General features: G+C 37.9%; 25 protein-coding genes. 24 read left to right on the forward strand and 1 reads right to left on the reverse strand.

Features of this window, described 5'->3' with window-relative positions:
* Positions 1-32: 32 nt before the first annotated feature.
* Positions 33-527, reverse strand: a complete 495-nt coding sequence (locus BHU61_RS10255; protein WP_111716663.1) for a DUF2529 family protein — start codon at positions 525-527, stop codon at positions 33-35.
* A 65-nt stretch (positions 528-592) separates the two neighbouring features.
* Between BHU61_RS10255 and BHU61_RS10260 the strand changes: the two genes are divergently transcribed.
* From BHU61_RS10260 to atpG, 24 genes are all read left to right on the forward strand, one after another.
* Positions 593-940: a response regulator gene (locus BHU61_RS10260; protein ID WP_111716665.1), complete on the forward strand. Its 348-nt coding sequence runs from the start codon at positions 593-595 to the stop codon at positions 938-940.
* 91 nt (positions 941-1031) lie between these two features.
* Positions 1032-1889, forward strand: coding sequence for a class IIb fructose-bisphosphate aldolase FdaB (gene fdaB, locus BHU61_RS10265; RefSeq protein WP_096077997.1), 858 nt, complete (start codon positions 1032-1034; stop codon positions 1887-1889).
* A 187-nt stretch (positions 1890-2076) separates the two neighbouring features.
* Positions 2077-3333: a UDP-N-acetylglucosamine 1-carboxyvinyltransferase gene (locus BHU61_RS10270; protein ID WP_111716666.1), complete on the forward strand. Its 1257-nt coding sequence runs from the start codon at positions 2077-2079 to the stop codon at positions 3331-3333.
* Positions 3334-3460: 127 nt separating this feature from the next.
* Entirely contained in the window at positions 3461-3790 is a 330-nt protein-coding gene (locus BHU61_RS10275) for a winged helix-turn-helix transcriptional regulator (protein WP_111716668.1), read from the forward strand.
* Between the two features lie 150 nt (positions 3791-3940).
* A complete protein-coding gene (gene glpX, locus BHU61_RS10280) occupies positions 3941-4918 on the forward strand; it encodes a class II fructose-bisphosphatase (protein ID WP_111716670.1) in 978 nt (325 codons plus the stop codon).
* A 164-nt stretch (positions 4919-5082) separates the two neighbouring features.
* Positions 5083-6399: a transcription termination factor Rho gene (gene rho, locus BHU61_RS10285; RefSeq protein ID WP_096078001.1), complete on the forward strand. Its 1317-nt coding sequence runs from the start codon at positions 5083-5085 to the stop codon at positions 6397-6399.
* A gap of 116 nt (positions 6400-6515) precedes the next feature.
* Positions 6516-6770, forward strand: coding sequence for a type B 50S ribosomal protein L31 (locus tag BHU61_RS10290; RefSeq protein ID WP_099581464.1), 255 nt, complete (start codon positions 6516-6518; stop codon positions 6768-6770).
* A 137-nt stretch (positions 6771-6907) separates the two neighbouring features.
* Complete coding sequence (locus BHU61_RS10295; protein WP_111716671.1) at positions 6908-7483, forward strand: thymidine kinase; 576 nt, start codon at positions 6908-6910, stop codon at positions 7481-7483.
* A 42-nt stretch (positions 7484-7525) separates the two neighbouring features.
* Positions 7526-8602 (forward strand): peptide chain release factor 1, encoded by a 1077-nt coding sequence (gene prfA / locus BHU61_RS10300; RefSeq protein WP_099581460.1) that lies wholly within the window; start codon positions 7526-7528, stop codon positions 8600-8602.
* Entirely contained in the window at positions 8589-9431 is an 843-nt protein-coding gene (gene prmC, locus BHU61_RS10305; protein ID WP_170122535.1) for a peptide chain release factor N(5)-glutamine methyltransferase, read from the forward strand. The genes prfA and prmC overlap by 14 nt, the downstream gene beginning before the upstream one ends.
* Before the next feature lie 87 nt (positions 9432-9518).
* Positions 9519-10523 carry an L-threonylcarbamoyladenylate synthase gene (locus BHU61_RS10310; protein ID WP_111716674.1) on the forward strand — a complete coding sequence of 335 codons (1005 nt, stop codon included), beginning with the start codon at positions 9519-9521 and terminating at the stop codon, positions 10521-10523.
* 8 nt (positions 10524-10531) lie between these two features.
* Positions 10532-10957, forward strand: a complete 426-nt coding sequence (locus tag BHU61_RS10315) for a low molecular weight protein arginine phosphatase (RefSeq protein ID WP_111716676.1) — start codon at positions 10532-10534, stop codon at positions 10955-10957.
* Between the two features lie 93 nt (positions 10958-11050).
* The gene (rpiB, locus tag BHU61_RS10320) at positions 11051-11497 is read left to right on the forward strand and encodes a ribose 5-phosphate isomerase B (RefSeq protein WP_111716677.1); all 447 of its coding nucleotides are present in this window, start codon (positions 11051-11053) and stop codon (positions 11495-11497) included.
* Positions 11490-12011, forward strand: a complete 522-nt coding sequence (locus BHU61_RS10325) for a TIGR01440 family protein (protein ID WP_111716679.1) — start codon at positions 11490-11492, stop codon at positions 12009-12011. The genes rpiB and BHU61_RS10325 overlap by 8 nt, the downstream gene beginning before the upstream one ends.
* A 23-nt stretch (positions 12012-12034) precedes the next feature.
* Complete coding sequence (glyA, locus tag BHU61_RS10330) at positions 12035-13270, forward strand: serine hydroxymethyltransferase (RefSeq protein ID WP_199798226.1); 1236 nt, start codon at positions 12035-12037, stop codon at positions 13268-13270.
* Positions 13271-13338: 68 nt separating this feature from the next.
* The gene (gene upp, locus BHU61_RS10335) at positions 13339-13968 is read left to right on the forward strand and encodes a uracil phosphoribosyltransferase (RefSeq protein WP_099581446.1); all 630 of its coding nucleotides are present in this window, start codon (positions 13339-13341) and stop codon (positions 13966-13968) included.
* Positions 13969-13985: 17 nt separating this feature from the next.
* On the forward strand, positions 13986-15134 hold the full coding sequence (gene wecB, locus BHU61_RS10340) for a non-hydrolyzing UDP-N-acetylglucosamine 2-epimerase (RefSeq protein WP_111716683.1): 1149 nt from the start codon (positions 13986-13988) through the stop codon (positions 15132-15134).
* Between the two features lie 179 nt (positions 15135-15313).
* Positions 15314-15667 carry an ATP synthase subunit I gene (locus BHU61_RS10345; protein WP_111716685.1) on the forward strand — a complete coding sequence of 118 codons (354 nt, stop codon included), beginning with the start codon at positions 15314-15316 and terminating at the stop codon, positions 15665-15667.
* 23 nt (positions 15668-15690) lie between these two features.
* Positions 15691-16416, forward strand: a complete 726-nt coding sequence (gene atpB, locus BHU61_RS10350) for a F0F1 ATP synthase subunit A (protein ID WP_111716687.1) — start codon at positions 15691-15693, stop codon at positions 16414-16416.
* Between the two features lie 49 nt (positions 16417-16465).
* Positions 16466-16678: a F0F1 ATP synthase subunit C gene (atpE, locus tag BHU61_RS10355; RefSeq protein ID WP_041636195.1), complete on the forward strand. Its 213-nt coding sequence runs from the start codon at positions 16466-16468 to the stop codon at positions 16676-16678.
* A 65-nt stretch (positions 16679-16743) separates the two neighbouring features.
* Entirely contained in the window at positions 16744-17286 is a 543-nt protein-coding gene (locus BHU61_RS10360) for a F0F1 ATP synthase subunit B (protein WP_111716749.1), read from the forward strand.
* A complete protein-coding gene (gene atpH / locus BHU61_RS10365; RefSeq protein ID WP_111716688.1) occupies positions 17286-17819 on the forward strand; it encodes an ATP synthase F1 subunit delta in 534 nt (177 codons plus the stop codon). Before BHU61_RS10360 ends, atpH begins: the two co-directional genes overlap by 1 nt.
* Before the next feature lie 22 nt (positions 17820-17841).
* Positions 17842-19353: a F0F1 ATP synthase subunit alpha gene (atpA, locus tag BHU61_RS10370; RefSeq protein WP_111716690.1), complete on the forward strand. Its 1512-nt coding sequence runs from the start codon at positions 17842-17844 to the stop codon at positions 19351-19353.
* A 35-nt stretch (positions 19354-19388) separates the two neighbouring features.
* Entirely contained in the window at positions 19389-20255 is an 867-nt protein-coding gene (gene atpG / locus BHU61_RS10375) for an ATP synthase F1 subunit gamma (protein WP_111716692.1), read from the forward strand.
* Positions 20256-20259 lie beyond the last annotated feature (4 nt).

A 20259-nucleotide genomic window follows, 5' to 3' on the forward strand; every position in this document is an offset into this window, starting at 1 on the left:
CAATATATCAGACTTGTTTCATCACGCTATTCCTATTCCTCCACCAGCATCTCATGCATCACGTTGTAGATCGCATAGTAGATGTAATTCATCGCCATCATATGCGGCGTGATAATACGACTGAAATCTTCAGTAGGTACCAGCGCACGTGGTGTACTCAAATCGATAAAATTCATCGATCGAATATCTTTGTGTTTATTACATACTAATACGTAGTCGATATCTCGCGCTTCCAGACTATCAACAAACTCAGCGGTACTTTCATCATACGCATCGCTCATTACGAGAATGCGATCTGTTCCATCAACTAACGCATCAGAAATGTAGACTGCAGCATCGAATAAATTTTCTTTGCTATTTGCAGCAAATTCCTCGAAAAACTTTAAGTCGCCAAATCCTTTAATGTATATTTTACCTTCTCCGACAACGGCTTGTGCAAGTAGTCTTCCGGCTATATCCAGCTCAGCTTCTTGCATATCTATTTTTTTAAAGATACCATTAAGTTGCGTATTAAATATTTTAAGCATGGTAAACCTTCTTTCTGAAATTCTTAACACTTATCATATCATAAATGAAATGGAGAAAACATGAAATGAAAATATTAGTAATTGACGATGAACCTAATATAAGACTGCTTTTTCAGGAAATATTTAAAATGAAAGGGTATGATACTGAAATTGCCGAAAATGGAAAAATAGGCTTAGAATTAATCAAATCAAATGATTATGATCTCGTATTTTTAGATAGAAAAATGCCGGTCATGTCGGGTGAGGAAACGCTAAGTCAGCTGAGAGCATTCTCGGATGTTCCTGTTTATCTCATTTCAGCTTTCCAGACAGACGAAGAAATCCGGTCAATTAAGCAGACTGGCGCAACAGGTGTCTTAATGAAGCCGTTTACAATTGACGAAGTTGTGAAAATCGCTGAAAAGTTTTCATGAAACGACCCTTAACGCATGCAAATCAGATAACGAAGTGCTATACTTACCTTATAAAAATAGTGCTTAAGCACAAACAAGGAGGATTTTATCCATGCCATTAGTTTCTATGAAAGAAATGTTAATCAAAGCAAAAGAAGGTGGTTATGCTGTTGGTCAATACAACCTTAACAACCTTGAATTCACTCAAGCAATCTTAGGTGCTTCTCAAGAAGAAAATGCACCGGTTATTTTAGGTGTTTCTGAAGGTGCAGCTAAATATATGGGTGGTTTCTACACAGTAGTAAAAATGGTTGAAGGTTTAATGAAAGATATGGAAATTACAGTACCTGTAGCAATCCATTTAGACCACGGTTCAAGTTTTGAAAACTGTAAAGCTGCGATTGATGCTGGATTTACTTCTGTTATGATTGATGCTTCTCATCATTCATTCGAAGAAAACGTTGAAATCACAAGTAAAGTAGTTGAATATGCCCACGCTAAAGGCGTTTCAGTTGAAGCAGAATTAGGACGCGTTGGCGGACAAGAAGACGATGTAGTTTCTGACGGTGTTGTATATGCTGATGCTAAAGAATGTCAGGAATTAGTTGAGAAAACGGGTATTGACTGCTTAGCACCTGCATTAGGTTCAGTACACGGTCCTTACAAGGGTGAGCCAAACTTAGGTTTCAAAGAAATGGAAGAAATTGGTAAAGCAACTGGTTTACCATTAGTTTTACACGGTGGTACTGGTATCCCAACGAAAGATATCGAGCGTTCAATTTCTTTAGGTACTGCTAAAATTAACGTAAACACTGAAAACCAAATCGCTTCAGCTAAAGCTGTTCGTGATACATTAAATAATGATGCAAACGTATATGATCCACGTAAATATTTAGGACCAGCACGTGAAGCAATTAAAGCAACAGTAATCGGTAAAATTAAAGAATTTGGTACTTCTAACAAAGCTTAAATTTTATTTCATACTTTAGACTGATATGCATGTCATATCAGTCTTTTTTTCTTGACTAATTTTACCCTTTAGATTATATTGAACTTCATGCTTTTTGTTTTGCATTACTAAAATGAATTAGTTTATAATAAAAATAATCAACAATAATAAGATAAATGTGTGTGATAAAAGTTAAAGGAGTACAATTATGTCAGAAGAAGTAATTAAAATAAGAGGCGGCAATCCTCTTAAAGGATCAGTTCAAATCAGTGGTGCTAAAAATAGCGCAGTTGCTTTAATTCCGGCAACTTTAATGGCAAGTAGCCCTGTTACTTTAGAAGGTCTACCAGAAATTTCAGACGTTGTGACATTAATGAGTTTATTAGAAGATTTGAATATAACGACAACTTTAGATGGTGACCGCTTAACAGTAGATCCTTCAAACGCTGTTAACATGCCACTTCCTAATCATAAAGTTCAATCATTACGTGCTTCATATTATATGATGGGTGCAATGCTTGGAAAGTTTAAAAAATGTGTGATTGGTTTACCTGGTGGTTGCCCATTAGGACCACGTCCGATTGATCAGCACATTAAAGGTTTCGAAGCGTTAGGTGCTACTGTTACGAATGAAGCTGGTGGTATGTACCTTGAAGCTAAAGAATTAAAAGGTGCGAAAATCTTCCTGGATGTTGTATCTGTTGGCGCAACAATCAATATTATGCTTGCTGCTTCGATGGCTAAAGGTAAAACAGTCATTGAAAATGCTGCAAAAGAACCTGAAATCGTTGATGTTGCAACACTTTTAAATAACATGGGTGCCAAAATTCGTGGCGCAGGTACGGATACTTTAAAAATTGAAGGTGTAGCATCACTTCATGGTACTTCACACACAATTATTCCTGATAGAATTGAAGCGGGTACATATATGTGTGCTGCTGCAATGATGGGTGAAGAAGTGTTAATTGAAAATATCATCCCATTACACATGGAACCATTAACAGCTAAGCTGATAGAGATGGGTGTTAATGTTCAGATTGGTGAAGATAAAGCATTAATTTCTAAACCAGAAAAGTATAACCCGGTAACAATTACGACAAATGTTTATCCAGGATTTGCAACTGACTTACAACAACCATTTACACCATTATTATTTATGGCAGATGGTCAAAGTACGATAACAGATACAATCTATCCAGCAAGATTCAAACACGTTGATGAATTGTCACGTATGAACGGGGATATTACTGAGTCTGGTGGAACTGCAATTGTTAAACCATCTCAACTATCAGGCGCAGAAGTTGCTGCAAGTGATTTACGTGCAGGTGCATGTCTGGTTATAGCAGGTCTTGCTGCTGAAGGTATTACGACGGTTTATAATGTTAGACATATTGACCGTGGATATAGCGGTATTGTTGAGAAGTTAAAGACACTGGGCGCAGATATCTGGAGAGAAGAGATCTAATAATTAATTTCCTAAAACGGCGATAATGCCGTTTTTTTCTTAAGCAGTAACAAATACATTATATATATAATATATTTGATATATTTTTTATATCGGTGTACAATAGTAATATAAAGAGGTGAGTCATATGGAAGTATGTCCGTATTTAGAAGAGACGTTTAAGATTCTTGGTCGCAGTTGGAATGGCCTACTTATAAACTATTTATCGCGTTCAGAAGATCGCTCGGCACATTTTTCTGATATGAAACGTGACTTAAAATCAATTACGCCACGTGCATTAAGTTTGAAATTGAGTGAATTAGCTGAATGGGGTCTTGTTGAAAAGAAAGTCGTTTCTACAACCCCTCTTTCAATTAAATATGTATTAACAGATAAAGGTTATGCCTTATCTGAAGCAATGCATCCGATTGAAGCATGGGCACAAGAGCACTTAGAACTAGACGAAAAACAAGCATAATAAGAAGCTTACTTGCTGAATAGCCAGCAAGTAGGCTTTTTATTTTGTCTTTATAAAAATAAGCATCATTTGATAACTAATGGTACTCATAATGATGGAATGTGTTATACTATTAACGATGTTACATATCTAATGCAGAGGAGAATGTTTATGGAACGTAGTTTGTCAATGGAATTAGTCAGAGTTACAGAAGCAGCAGCGCTTAAAAGTGCGCGTTGGGTTGGTAAAGGTTTAAAGAACGAAGCGGACGACGCAGCAACAACAGCAATGCGCGAAGTATTTGATACAATTCCGATGGACGGTGTTGTAGTTATTGGTGAAGGTGAAATGGATGAAGCACCAATGTTATATATCGGTGAAGAACTAGGAACAAAAGAAGGTCCTCAAATTGATATCGCGGTAGATCCATTAGAAGGAACAACGCTTGTTGCTGAAGGTTCATGGAATGCAATGACAGTACTTGCTGTTGGTGATAGAGGAACGTTACTTCATGCACCGGATATGTATATGGAGAAAATTGCAGTTGGTCCTGACTGTGTAGGTGTAGTTGATATTTCTAAATCAGTAACGGAAAATTTACATGCAGTGGCAAAAGCGAAAGGAAAAGATATTTCTGATGTTACAGCAACATTATTAAATCGTGAGCGCCATGCAGGTATCATTAGAGAAATCCGTGAAGCGGGTGCGCGCATTAAGTTAATCGAACACGGAGACGTTGCAGGTGCGATTAATACAGCGTTTGATTTTACGGGTGTTGATATTTTATTCGGTTCAGGTGGTGCTCCTGAAGGCGTTATCGCTGCTGTGGGTATTAAAGCTTTAGGTGGCGACTTCCAAGGTATTCTTTTACCGGAAGATGCAGAACAAGAAGAGCGTTGCCGCAAGATGGGAATCGAGCCAAACACTGTATTACAATTGGATGATATGGTAAAAGGTGACGATGCAATCTTTGCTGCTACAGCAGTAACTGACGGTGAATTAATGAAGGGTGTTCAGTTCAAAGGTGGATATGCTGAAACACATTCTTTAGTAATGCGTGCAAAATCAGGTACGGTACGTTTCGTACAAGGTCGCCATAGTTTAGAGAAGAAACCAGGCTTAACAATCAACCATGAAGATACTATTTAATCATAATTGAAAGCTTGAGCAGACGCTCGAGCTTTTTCTTTTTATCAAAACATGCTAAACTATCTAATGATATTCCTCTTGAAACTTCCTCTTTTTCTTTTTGAATTTTCCAAAACGAATGTATAGAGCTTTAACGATAAATTAATATAGAAATGGGTGTAGAAATGGTAGAAAAAGTGAGAACAAGCCCTCAGTATGAGTCTTTTCACGAATTATATAAAAATCACACAACAAAAGCATTAACAGCGAAAGCGAAAGAACTAGGTCTTGTTAATTATAGTAAATTAAATAAAAAAGAATTAGTGCTGGCCATCATGGAGAAACAGATGGAAAAAGACGGCAACTACTATATGGAAGGTATATTAGATGATATACAGCCAGATGGATATGGATTTTTAAGAACGGTTAACTATTCAAAAGGTGAGAAAGACATTTACATCTCTGCGAGTCAGATTCGTCGTTTTGAAATTAAAAAAGGTGATAAAGTTACCGGGAAAGTTCGTAAACCAAAAGAAAATGAGAAATATTATGGATTATTACAAGTGGACTTTGTTAATGATCAAAATGCTGAAGAAGTTAAGAAGCGTCCTCACTTCCAGGCATTAACACCACTTTATCCGGATACAAGAATTCGTCTTGAAACAACGAAGACAGCATATTCAACGCGTATCATGGACTTAGTGACACCGATTGGATTTGGGCAACGTGGGATGATTGTAGCACCTCCTAAAGCAGGGAAAACGTCATTGCTGAAAGAAATCGCAAATGCAATCTGTGTCAATCATCCGGAAGCGAAATTGTTTATCCTACTGGTTGGTGAACGTCCTGAAGAAGTAACGGATCTTGAGCGTTCAGTAGAAGCAGCAGAAGTCGTACATTCAACATTTGATGAACCACCAGAACATCACGTAAAAGTTGCTGAACTATTATTAGAGCGTGCGAAACGTCTTGTTGAGATTGGTGAAGACGTTATTATCTTAATGGATTCGATTACGCGACTGGCACGTGCTTATAACTTAGTAGTACCACCGAGTGGTCGTACATTATCAGGTGGATTAGATCCTGCCAGTCTACATCGTCCGAAAGCATTTTTCGGAGCAGCGCGTAACATTGAAGCAGGCGGAAGTTTGACGATTCTATCTACGGCGCTTGTTGAAACAGGTTCACGTATGGATGATATGATCTATGAAGAGTTCAAAGGGACAGGAAACATGGAGCTTACGTTAGATAGAAAGCTTGCTGAAAAGCGTGTTTATCCGGCCATTGATATCCGCAGAAGTTCAACGCGTAAAGAGGAATTATTACTTGATAAGAAAGAATTAGAAATGGTTTGGCAGCTGAGAAATTTATTTACGGATAGCAATGATTTTACAGAGCGTTTTTTACGCCGTCTAAAACAAAGTGAATCAAATGAAGATTTCTTTAAACAACTCGGTGAACGCATGGTTGAAAGTGCGAAGTCAGGTAAACCAATCATTTAAAAATTAACCTTGCTTTTTTATAGCGAAACGTATATAATATGTAAGTATTGACGTGAAAATATTTCACGAAATAACTCTGTTCCAGATGGTTCAGGGCAAAGGAGCTGAAAACAATTATGAAACCAGGAATTCACCCAGATTACCAAAAAGTAATCTTTTTAGATTCTACTACAGACTACAAATTCTTAAGTGGATCTACACGTAAATCAAACGAAACAATGACTTGGGAAGATGGTAACGAGTACCCAGTAATCCGTTTGGATATTTCTTCTGATTCTCACCCATTCTACACAGGCCGTCAAAAATTCGCATCTGCGGATGGACGTGTTGAACGTTTCAACAAAAAATTCGGTCTTAAGTCAAACAACTAATACTGAAGCCTTAAACTCTTATACCTTTTGGTGTAGGAGTTTTTTTAATGTTGAACATGAGTTATAAATCACAATGTAATATAGGATTGAATTATGATATAATAAAGCGATTATGACTTAAAAAGGTGGCATTCAAGATGTATGAGCAGTATCATTCGGGTTGGATAGAGTGTATTACAGGTAGTATGTTTAGCGGGAAAAGTGAAGAATTGATTCGTCGTGTGCGTCGCGGACTTTTTGCGAAGCAGCGTGTCATCGTCTTTAAACCATCCATCGACGACAGATATAGCGATTTAGAAGTCGTCTCTCATAATGGCAACAAAGTTGAAGCGGTTAATGTCTCACACTCGTCAGAAATTATGGAACATGTGCAGGAAGACCATGATATTATTGCGATAGATGAAATTCAGTTTTTTGATAATGATATCGTCGGTGTAGCAACACAGCTTGCGGAAGAAGGCTATCGTGTGATTACTGCCGGTTTAGATATGGACTTCAGAGGTGTACCTTTCGAACCTGTACCTGAAATTATGGCAGTTGCTGAACATGTTACGAAATTGCAGGCAGTTTGTAGTGTATGTGGTGCCCCTAGTTCAAGAACACAGCGTCTTATTGACGGTGAGCCGGCACGCTTTGATGATCCGATTATTTTGGTGGGCGCAAAAGAAAGCTATGAACCGAGATGTCGTGAGCATCATATTGTTCCGAAATAAAATATAAAACACATTAAATAAACTAAAAAGGAGTAAATATATATGTTTGATCAGTTAGAAATCGTAGAACAACGTTATGAACAATTAAATGAATTGTTAAGTGATCCAGATATCGTAAGTGATACTGATAAATTAAGAGAATACTCAAAAGAACAGGCAGACCTTCAGGAAACAGTTGAAGTGTTTAGGGAGTATAAAGAAGTAAAGCAACAACTTGAAGAAGCATTAGAAATGATGGGTGACGCAAGTGATGCGGATGAGCAGGAAATGATTAAAGAAGAAATCAATGAATTAAAACCGCAGATTCCAGTATTAGAAGAAAAGATGAAATTTTTATTGATCCCTAAAGATCCTATGGATGATAAAAACGTAGTGATGGAGATTCGTGGAGCAGCTGGTGGAGATGAAGCAAATATCTTTGCCGGAGACTTATTCCGTATGTATTCAAGATTCTCAGAAGAACAAGGCTGGAAGATTGAAGTGATGGAAACAAACGAAGCTGACCATGGTGGATTTAAAGAAATCAGTTTCACTATTATCGGTAAAGGTGCATACAGTAAGTTAAAATTCGAAAATGGTGCCCACCGTGTACAACGTATCCCAACGACTGAAAGTGGTGGACGTATTCATACGTCTACAGCGACAGTAGCGGTATTACCAGAAGTAGAAGATGTTGAAATTGAAATCCGTCAGGAAGATTTACGTATTGAAACGTACCGTTCATCTGGATCTGGTGGTCAGCACGTTAACACGACTGACTCAGCAGTACGTATTACGCATATTCCGACTGGGATTGTGGCAACGTCTTCAGAGAAATCTCAAATTAAAAACCGTGAAAAAGCATTAAAATTACTTAAAACGCGTGTGTTTGATGCGAAATTGCAGGAAGAACAAGCGAAGTATTCTGAACAACGTAAATCAGCAGTAGGTACAGGTGACCGTTCTGAACGTATCAGAACATACAACTATCCTCAAAACCGAGTGACAGATCACCGTATCGGTTTAACGATTCAAAAGCTAGATCAGATCGTAGAAGGTAAATTAGGTGAAGTCATCGATGCGTTAACGATTGCAGAACAAACGTCTAAATTAGAAGCATTAAATGATGGCGTGCTATAATGTTCATCAACTGATAAAGCATGGTGAAACGCTTTTAGCTCAAAATGATGAACCAATTATCGGTGCGAGATATTTAATGATGGATTTGTTTGATTTATCCCAAATGGACATATTGATGGATAACAAACAACTAACTGAAGCAGAACGAACGCATTATCTAACTTGTATCGAACAATTAGCGCATCATATACCGCTAGCACATATTACGGGATTTCAAATGTTCTATGACCGCAAGTTTAAGGTGACAAAAGATGTACTTGTGCCGCGCAATGAAACGGAAGAGCTAGTTCAACTCATCATTGAAAAGTGGCAACATCGTCAATCTTTTGTTGACATCGGTACAGGCAGTGGTGCTATTGCAATAACACTTGCATTAGAGCTATCACAAATTGAAGCTTATGCAATAGACATTTCAAGTGATGCGCTCAATATTGCACGAAATAATGCAGCAGCACTTAATGCAAATGTCACCTTTTTGGAAGGCGATTTACTCGAACCGTTGATTACTGAAGGTATTAGAGTAGACTGTTTAGTAAGTAACCCACCGTATATCGCACAAAGTGAACTGGAGTTAATGAATGAAAGTGCGTTGCATGATCCTCATATCGCTCTGTTTGCAGAAGATAATGGTTTGGCATTGTATAAACGTATGATTGAGCGTATGCCGGAAATATTAAATGCAGATGCACTTGTAGCTTTTGAGATTGGACATGCACAAGGTGCAGCGATATCAGAATATGTCTTGCAACTTTATCCACACATTACGCCACAAGTCGTTCAGGATATTAACGGTTTGGATCGCATTGTCTGGTTTGAATGGTGTGAATAAGTTATGCACAAATTACAGGATTTATCCACAATTTGTGCATAACTTTTTATTTTGTTTTAAAATATGAGTAAAGAGAGGGGATGCAGCATGCAGACAAAAATTTGGAATGTGCGTAACAATGTGGATGACTTATCAACATATCCACAAGTACAGGAAATCATTACAGGGTTTAAACAAGATGAAATCATTGCAATTCCTACTGAAACAGTTTACGGATTAGCCGCGAATGCTTTGAGCAGTACGGCTGTGGATAAAATTTTTAAAGCAAAAGGACGACCACAGGATAATCCGCTTATCGTCCACATTTATGAAAAAGCACAAATCGATGACTTTGCACATATTCCGGATAATAAAGTACATCAATTGATGGATGCGTTCTGGCCAGGACCCATTTCGTTTATTTTACCGCTTCAAAAAGAGGTGCTGGCACCTGCAGTTACTGCCGGACTTAATTCTGTTGCTGTGCGTATGCCGAGTGACAAAGTTGCTCGCCAAATTCTGAAATTAACTTATCTGCCGCTTGCTGCACCTTCTGCAAATACAAGTGGAAAGCCGTCGCCAACAACTGCAGACCATGTGAAGTACGATATGGATGGGAAAATTTATGGCATCGTCGAAGGGTTTCAGGTGGAAGTAGGTATTGAAAGCACAGTTCTCGATTGTACATCTTATCCATATAAAATTGCGCGTCCTGGTGCGATTACAAAAGATGATTTAGAACGCATTATTCCAGAATGTATTACGACAGCAAATTATCAAACAGAGCAACCGATAGCTCCCGGTATGAAATATCGTCATTATGCGCCAAATAGTCCTATGGTACTCGTGTCTAATCTGACGCAATTACAGCTTGCCTCAAATGAAGCGTTGATTGCACCACGTAAAGAGTTGTCACGTTTTAATGATAATGTGACATATGCTTTAAGCGATACATTTGAAGATATCGATGGTGCCATGCATAATTTATATAGTGCATTACGAGAAATGGATCAGCAAAAAGAAATTACGAAGATTTATATCGCTGACTATTCCCATATTGCAGGGAGCGATGCATTAATGAACCGCATCAATAAAGCAACTTCAGGAAAGTAGGGAGAAAGATGGAGATCGTTTTTGTTTGTACAGGAAATACGTGTCGTAGCCCGCTAGCAGAAAGTATCGCAAAATCAATGTCAAATGAACATTCATTTTCATCGAGAGGTATTTTTGCGATAGATGGTATGCCTGCTTCACGCCATACGCAACAAATTATTGAAACGAATCACTTACCAGCTGCTTCATTAAGTGCTGGCTTTGACCGCGCAGACAGTGAAAAAGATTTAATCTTAACGATGACAGCAAATCACCGTGATACAATTCGTTCGATGTATCCAGCAAGCAATGTATATACGCTAATTGAATACGCGGATGGTGTTAGCCAGGATATCCAGGATCCATATGGTGGAGAGTATGAAATATATCAACAGACTTACGAACAATTACAGGAAAATATCACGAAATTATTAACAAAAATTGATGAAAAATAGACAATTCAAAAAATAACGTCTCATTTTTCGGAAATGTTTTATCTCACTTTTTAAATAGGCTATAATATGAAGTATGTAATAAGGAGGGATATTGTGAAGATTGCGATTGCAAGTGACCATGGTGGATTTGAGTACAAAGCTAAAATTACAGAATTTTTAACTGCAAAAGGTATTGAATTTAAAGATTTTGGTCCAGCGTCAACTGAATCAGTAGATTATCCGGATTATGCAGGTCCTGTCGCACGTGCAGTAGCAAACGGTGAATATGACCGAGGTATTTTAATTTGTGGTACTGGTATTGGAATGAGTATTGCAGCAAATAAAGTGCCAGGTATTCGTTGTGCGCTCGTTCATGACGTATTTACTGCTCAAGTGACACGCGAACATAATAATTCGAACATCCTGGCATTGGGACAACGCGTTATCGGTGAAGGATTGATGCTACTTATCGTCAAAACTTGGCTGGATGCTGAATTTGAAGGTGGACGCCATCAGAAACGTATCGATAAAATAGCGCAACTGGAGTCTTGCAATGGATAACATTAATACACTGCTAGATGAACTCGTAGCAATTGATTTCTTTAAGCCAAATACGTTATGTGTGATTGGATGTTCAACGTCTGAAGTCATTGGTGAACGTATCGGTACAAATAGTTCTGATGAAGTAGCAAAAGTATTTTTTGAAGCATTTCAACGTATACACAAACAAACTGGTGTTGATTTCTGTTTCCAGGGTTGTGAACATATTAATCGTGCGATAACGATGGAACGTCGTGTGCAGGAACGATATGGCTTTGAAATAGTCAGCGTGGTACCTGTAAAAGGGGCAGGTGGCAGTATGAGTAGTCTGGCATATCAAAGTTTCGAAGATCCTGTAGTTGTTGAGCATGTTGTTTGTGATACAGGCATTGATATCGGTCAGACATTGATCGGTCAGCATATTAAACATGTACAGATTCCTGTACGCGTAGCAACGAAAAAAGTCGGCGAAGCAGTTGTTACAATTGCAACGCATCGTCCGAAGTTAATTGGTGGACCAAGAAGTCGATATTAAGTGAATATCAAGGGGGATATATGATGAACGAAATTAAAGCGCAGGATAATGTACTATTTGAAGCAATGCATAAAGAATTAGAAAGACAAAATAACAACATTGAATTAATTGCTTCAGAAAACTTTGTTTCTAAAGCTGTAATGGAAGCTCAAGGTTCAGTATTAACAAATAAATACGCTGAAGGTTACCCACATAAACGTTATTATGGTGGGTGTGAGTTTGTCGATATCGTTGAAGATTTAGCAAGAGATAGAGCGAAAGAATTATTTGGAGCAGAACATGCAAACGTTCAACCACATTCAGGATCTCAGGCGAACATGGCGGTTTATCGTGTAGCGATTAAACCCGGAGATACTGTATTAGGCATGGATTTAAGCCACGGCGGGCACTTAACGCATGGTTCACATGTGAATTTCAGTGGTATCGATTATCATTTCGTAGCGTATGAAGTTGATAAGGAAACTGAAACGATTAATTACGATAACGTTCGCGCTTTAGCAAAGGAACACAAACCGAAATTAATTATTGCTGGTGCTTCAGCATATTCACGTGAAATTGACTTTAAACAATTTAGGGAAATTGCTGATGAAATAGGCGCATTATTTATGGTTGATATGGCACACATCGCTGGACTTGTGGCTACAGGCCTTCACGAAAACCCAGTTCCATATGCTGATTTTGTGACGACAACGACGCATAAGACATTACGCGGGCCACGTGGTGGTATGATTTTATGTAAAGCAGAATTTGCAAAAGCAATCGATAAAGCAATATTCCCAGGTATTCAAGGCGGACCTTTAATGCATGTAATCGCAGCGAAAGCTGTGGCATTTGGTGAAGCGTTACAACCTGAATTTAAGACGTATCAAACACAAGTTATTAACAATGCGAAGACGCTTGCTGCCTCATTATCAGAAAGAGGACTGCGCATCGTAAGTGGTGGCACAGATAATCATCTGTTTAGCGTTGATGTTACACCGATGGATTTAACAGGTAAGGTTGCAGAACATGCGTTAGACGCAGTTGGTATTACTACGAATAAAAATACGATTCCATTTGATAAGACAAGTCCATTTGTAACAAGCGGTATTCGAATTGGTACGCCAGCAGTAACAACGCGTGGTTTAAAAGAAGATGAAATGAAATTAATTGGTAATATTATCGCTGACGTATTAGCAAATCATGAAGATGAGCAAGTGTTAGCGAAAGCAAGAGAGCAAGTTAAATCAATTACAGATAAGTTTCCTTTATATCAGTAAAGATTTAACGATAAATCACCCGAGTTTATAAAAAGAAATAAATACAATATAGTTTGGAGAAGATGATTATGGCCAAAGTCCATGTTTTTGATCACCCATTAATTCAACATAAGTTGAGTTACATTCGAGACGAGCAGACAGGAACGAAAGAATTCCGCGAGCTTGTAGATGAAGTAGGTATGTTAATGGCATACGAAGTTACGCGCGATTTAGAATTAGATGATGTTACAGTGAAGACACCCGTTACTGAAATGACAGCGAAACGATTGTCAGGTAAGAAGATGGCTGTTGTGCCTATTTTACGCGCAGGGTTAGGTATGACTGATGGTGTATTAAAGTTAATTCCGGCAGCCCGTGTCGGACATATCGGATTATACCGTGATCCTGAAACGCTGCAACCTGTTGAATACTTCGCAAAGTTACCTCAGGATATTGAGGAACGTGACTTTATCGTCGTTGACCCAATGCTTGCGACAGGTGGTTCTGCAATTGAAGCGATCAATTCGTTAAAGAAACGTGGCGCTACTAAAATTCGTTTTATGTGTTTAATTGCGGCGCCAGAAGGTGTTAAGTTATTACAAGAAGCACATCCTGATGTAGATATCTATATCGCGGCATTAGATGAGAAATTAAATGACCATGGCTATATCGTCCCTGGATTAGGTGACGCTGGCGATAGATTATTTGGTACAAAATAAGAATCTAGGAGATTATCATGAAAAAAATTATGACGATTTTTGGTACAAGACCTGAAGCGATTAAGATGGCCCCTCTTGTACTCGCTTTAAAAGAAGATCCGGAATTAGAACCAATTGTAGTAGTAACTGCGCAGCATAGAGAAATGCTGGATCAAGTATTAACAATCTTTGATATTACGCCAGATTATGATCTAAACATAATGAAAGCAGGACAAACGTTATCAGAAGTGACAAGTCGCGTAATTTTAGGCTTAGAAGAAGTGATTCAGGAAGCTAAGCCGGATATGATTTTAGTGCATGGCGATACAACGACAACATTTGCAGGTAGTCTTGCTGCTTTCTATAACGAAGTTGCGATCGGTCACGTAGAGGCGGGATTACGTACTTTCCAGAAATATTCTCCTTTCCCGGAAGAAATGAATCGCCAAATGACAGGTGTACTTGCTGATATTCACTTTGCACCGACGGAAGAAGCTGCACAAAACTTACTGAATGAGAATAAACCGGCAGATAAAATCGCTATTACCGGTAATACTGCGATTGATGCTTTAAAGACGACTGTAAAAGATGATTATGTTTCTGAAATATTAGATAAAGCTGATGGTAGGAAAGTAGTATTACTTACAGCCCATCGCAGAGAAAACATTGGACAGCCAATGCATAATATATTTAAAGCGATTCGCCGTATTGTGGATGAATTTGAAGATGTTGAAGTAGTCTATCCAATGCATAAAAATCCTAAAGTGCGTGAAATTGCTTCAGAACATTTAGCAGATCATTCACGTGTGCAACTTATTGAGCCTTTAGATGTGATTGATTTTCATAACTTTGCAGCACGTAGCCACTTTATCCTAACTGATTCTGGTGGTGTTCAGGAAGAAGCGCCATCTTTAGGTAAACCTGTATTAGTTCTTCGCGATACAACTGAGCGTCCTGAAGGTGTTAAAGCTGGAACATTAAAACTTGCAGGCATTGAAGAAGAAAATATTTATCAGTTAACGAAAACGTTATTAACAGACGAAGCGACTTACCAAAGTATGTCAAAAGCAAGCAATCCTTATGGTGATGGTGAAACTTCTAAAAGAATTTGTGAACATATAAAATATTATTTTAACTTGACACAGGAAAAACCGGTACCATTTAAGGTAGAAGCATCTGAAAAATAATTAAATTAATAAATTTTTAAACGAAACATAATTATTTGTCTAATTTGTGAACTTTCCGTGAAATTTATGTTTCTAAAGTTTTGACATAGCATTGACACGGTATTTTGCCTATATTATCATAAAATGTGGAATGAAACGGTTTTCATCCGCGTGAAAACTATTTCTAAGGAGTTCCCAATATGTCAGAATTTAAGACATTTTTTAAGCAATACCTGCAATATTTTATATACCTAATCTTAATACTCTTATTAATCGCTATGTTCACGCATAATGATTTTGTGTTAGGATTAGTTATTGGTACGATTGCGTCTGCGATCAGTACTTTTGTATGGTATCACAATTTATCGCGTGCGATTAAGAGTGATGCATTGTACATCTCAAGTGGTATGGGCATTCGCTTTTTAATAGCGGTCATGGCATGCCTCTTCTGGGTGAGATATCCTGATACGTTTCACTTATTAGGGATCGCGCTTGGCCTAATGCTCACCTATGTAATGATTATCATTCATGGGGTGAACAGTTTGAAAAAATAATACATATAGGAAGAGGTGAAGAAATGGAACACGAATCACCCCTCTATACTTTGAAAATCGCTGGACATGATTTGATTTTTAATCTGTCTTCAATGCTGATGATTACTGTAGCTGCAGTTATCGTATTTATTATTGCGGTACTTTGTACACGTAACTTAAGTGTACGCCCACACGGTAAACAAAACTTCATTGAATGGGTTTTCGATTTCACTAGAGGCATTATCAACAGTAATATGGCGTGGAACAAAGGTGGACGCTTTCATTTTCTAGCTGTAACGTTGTTATTATTCATTTTTGTTGCAAACATGCTAGGATTACCATTTGCAATTGTAAGTGGTCACACTTTATGGTGGAAATCTCCAACTGCTGATCCAACAGTCACATTAACACTTTCAACACTGATGGTACTACTGACACACTTTTATGGTATCAAAATGCGTGGGAGCGGCAATTATTTCAAGAGTTTTGCTCAGCCGGTATGGTTTATGGTACCGTTCAAGATTATTGAAGAATTCTCTTCTACATTAACGCTTGGTCTGCGTCTTTACGGTAACATTTTTGCAGGTGAAGTATTACTCGGACTACTCGCTGGTCTATTAACAACATTTGGTGCACTTGGTGCAATCGGTGGATTTATTCCATTAGTTATCTGGCAAGGTTTCTCAATTTTCGTAGGGTCAATTCAGGCCTACATTTTCGTAATGTTATCAATGGTTTATATGTCACATAAAGTGTCAGATGACCATTAATATAAAAAATTAAAAAAAACTATCATATTTCTTTAGGAGGAAATTATTAATGAATTTATTAGCAGCAGCAATCGCAATCGGTTTAGCAGCATTAGGAGCAGGTATTGGTAACGGTTTAATCGTATCTCGTACAGTTGAAGGTGTAGCGCGTCAACCAGAAGCACGTGGTCCATTAATGACTATCATGTTCATCGGTGTAGGTTTAGTTGAGGCCCTTCCTATCATCGCGGTAGTAGTAGCATTCATGGTAATGAACCGTTAATTTAAATATAACTCGTTAAGGCGAAGTCACTATGATTTCGCCATTCATTTATGAACATAACTGCGATGAAAGGAGCGTTAATCTTGAATTTCTTAATTTTAGGCGAAACTGCACATACTGCAGCACCTGGCGTTGAATGGGGTACTGCATTATTTACACTATTCGCATTTTTAGTATTATTAGCTTTACTAAGCAAGTTCGCTTGGGGTCCATTAAAGAATATTATGGACGAACGTCAACATGGCATTAATGCTGACCTTGACAATGCAAGAAAGCAAAATGAAGATGCAAAACGTTACGCTGAAGAAAACAAAGCGTTACTTACTAAGACTCAAAATGAAGTATCTATCATGATGGAAGATGCTAAAGCACAAGCTAAAACACAACAAGAAGCAATCATCCACGAAGCAAATATGCGTGCAAACAAAATCGTGAGCGACGCACAAGTCGAAATTGAAAATGAAAAACAACGTGCTATTGCAGACATCAACGATCGCGTTGCTGAATTATCTGTATTAATCGCACAAAAAGTAATCAATAAGGAAATTAACGAACAAGATCAAAAACAACTTGTTCAACAATTTATTCAAGAGGCAGGCGATAAATAATGGCCAACGTCTTAAATAAATACGCAGAGAGTTTATTAGAAGTTGCAAAGGGACAAGGTGTAGCACAGGGTGTTTATTCTGATCTTTTAGAGATTAAGCAGGCATTAGTAAATGATTCAACATTTGCTGCATTTGCTGAAGATCCTAAAGTATCTAAAGAAGCACGTACTCAGTTTGTTTCAGAAACATTTAAAGGTGTGGATGCACCACTTATGAACTTACTAAAAATCTTAGCTGACCGCAAACAATTAGGACTTATTCCTGGTATTGTAGACGCATTCGTTGAATATTATAACAATGCAAATCAACAAGCTAAGATGAAAGTAGAATCTGTTTATCCACTATCTTCTGAAGAACTAGATGAGTTAGGAAAAGTATTCATCGAAAAAACAGGCTATAAAAAATTATTAATTGAAAATGTTATTAATGAATCTTTAATCGGCGGTATTCGCGCTACAATCGGAACGACAGTCTATGATGGTTCAGTTATCAATGAATTAAATCAATTAAGTAAGTCGTTTCAAAAACAATAATTTCTTATAAGGAGTGACATCAATGGCCATCAAAGCTGAAGAAATCAGTGCGTTACTAAAATCACAGATTGCAAACTACGAGTCTGGTATGACAGTAACGGATGTAGGTACTGTTATCCAGGTCGGTGACGGTATTGCTTTAGTACATGGCTTAAACAACGTTATGGCTGGGGAACTAGTCGAGTTTGATAACGGTGTATTAGGTCTTGCACAAAATTTAGAAGAAAATAACGTAGGTGTCGTAATCTTAGGCCCTTACTTAGATATTAAAGAAGGCGACGAAGTTAAACGTACAGGTCGTATCATGGAAGTTCCAGTTGGCGAAGAGTTAATTGGACGTGTTGTTAACCCATTAGGGCAACCAATTGATGGACGTGGACCGCTTAACACAACTAAAACACGTCCAATCGAATCACCAGCTACTGGTGTTATGGATCGTAAATCAGTTGATGAGCCATTACAAACAGGTATCAAAGCGATTGATGCGTTAGTACCAATCGGACGTGGACAACGTGAGTTAATCATCGGTGACCGTCAAACTGGTAAAACAACAGTTGCAATCGATACAATTCTTAACCAAAAAGATGAAGATATGATTTGTGTATATGTTGCGATCGGACAAAAAGAATCAACTGTACGTACTGCAGTTGAAACATTACGTCAACACGGTGCATTAGACTACACAATCGTAGTATCAGCATCAGCATCTCAACCAGCTCCATTATTATACATCGCGCCTTATGCTGGTGTAGCAATGGCAGAAGAATTCATGTTCAATGGTAAACACGTATTAATCGTATATGATGATTTAACGAAACAAGCAGCAGCTTACCGTGAGTTATCATTATTATTACGTCGTCCGCCAGGTCGTGAAGCTTATCCGGGGGATGTATTCTACTTACACAGCCGTCTGTTAGAACGTGCAGCTAAATTAAATGATGATTTAGGTGGCGGTTCTATCACTGCATTACCATTCGTTGAAACACAAGCAGGGGATATCTCAGCTTACGTACCAACGAACGTAATCTCAATTACAGATGGACAAATCTTCTTACAATCAGATTTATTCTTCTCTGGTGTTCGCCCTGCGATCAACGCCGGATTATCAGTATCACGTGTTGGTGGTTCTGCACAAATTAAAGCGATGAAAAAAGTAGCGGGTACATTACGTCTTGACTTAGCATCTTACCGTGAATTAGAATCATTCGCACAATTTGGTTCTGACTTAGATCCACAAACTAAAGCGAAATTAGAACGTGGTAAACGTACGGTTGAAGTATTAAAACAAGATCAAAACAAACCTTTAACAGTTGATAAACAAGTTACAATTCTTTATGCATTAACTAAAGGTCACTTAGATGATATTCCTGTTGAAGATATTACACGTTTTGAAGATGAGTTATTATCATGGATCGGTTCAAATGCACCACATATCTACCAAGAAATCCGTGAAACTAAAGGCTTACCAGCTGATGAAACATTTGTTGATGCTTTCAATGCATTCAAGAAAGTCTTCAGAAAATCAGAAGTATAATCTTTAAAGGAAATTAATCAGAAGGTGGTGACAAAATGGCTTCTCTTAGAGACATAAAAGGCCGCATAAATTCGACTAAAAAAACAAGTCAAATTACAAAAGCGATGCACATGGTTTCTAACTCTAAACTTCGTCGTGCTGAAGAAAATGCAAAAAGCTTTTATCCATATATGAATAAAATGCAGGAAGCAATTACAGCAATCGGCGGTAACAGTTCAGACTCAAACCATCCAATGTTGCAGTCACGTCCTGTTAAGAAGACAGGTTACTTAGTAATCACTTGTGATAAGGGTCTTGCTGGACCTTATAATGCAAACATTTTAAAAAGCGTTACAGCTAAAATAAAAGAACGTCATAATAACAATCCTGCTGAATACGGTATTTTAGTAATTGGTCGTGTTGGTCGTGATTTCTTACGTTCGCGTGAATATAACGTTGAAGGTGAAATTATCGGGCTTTCTGAGCAACCATCATTTAAATCAATTAAAGATATCAGTCAAAAAGCTGTTTCACGTTTTGAAACTGGAGAATATGACGAAATTTATATGCATTTCAGCCACTTCATCAGTGTGCTAGAGCAAGAAGTTCAGGAGCGCAAAATTTTACCGATATCTAAAGATGAAGTATCAGGTGAATCTTCATTATCTAACTATGAGTTTGAACCTGATCAAGATGCCATTTTAGAAGTTATTCTTCCACAATATGCGGAAAGTTTAATCTATGGTGCCATTTTAGATGGTAAAGCAAGTGAACATGCATCACGTATGACGGCAATGAAAAATGCAACAGACAATGCAAAAGAATTAATCGATGATTTATCATTACAATATAACCGTGCGAGACAAGCAGCAATCACGCAACAAATTACTGAAATTGTTGGTGGAGCAGCCGCATTAGAATAACACT

The sequence above is a fragment of the Macrococcus epidermidis genome (genome assembly GCF_003259695.1).
In the GTDB taxonomy this organism is placed as follows: domain Bacteria; phylum Bacillota; class Bacilli; order Staphylococcales; family Staphylococcaceae; genus Macrococcoides; species Macrococcoides epidermidis.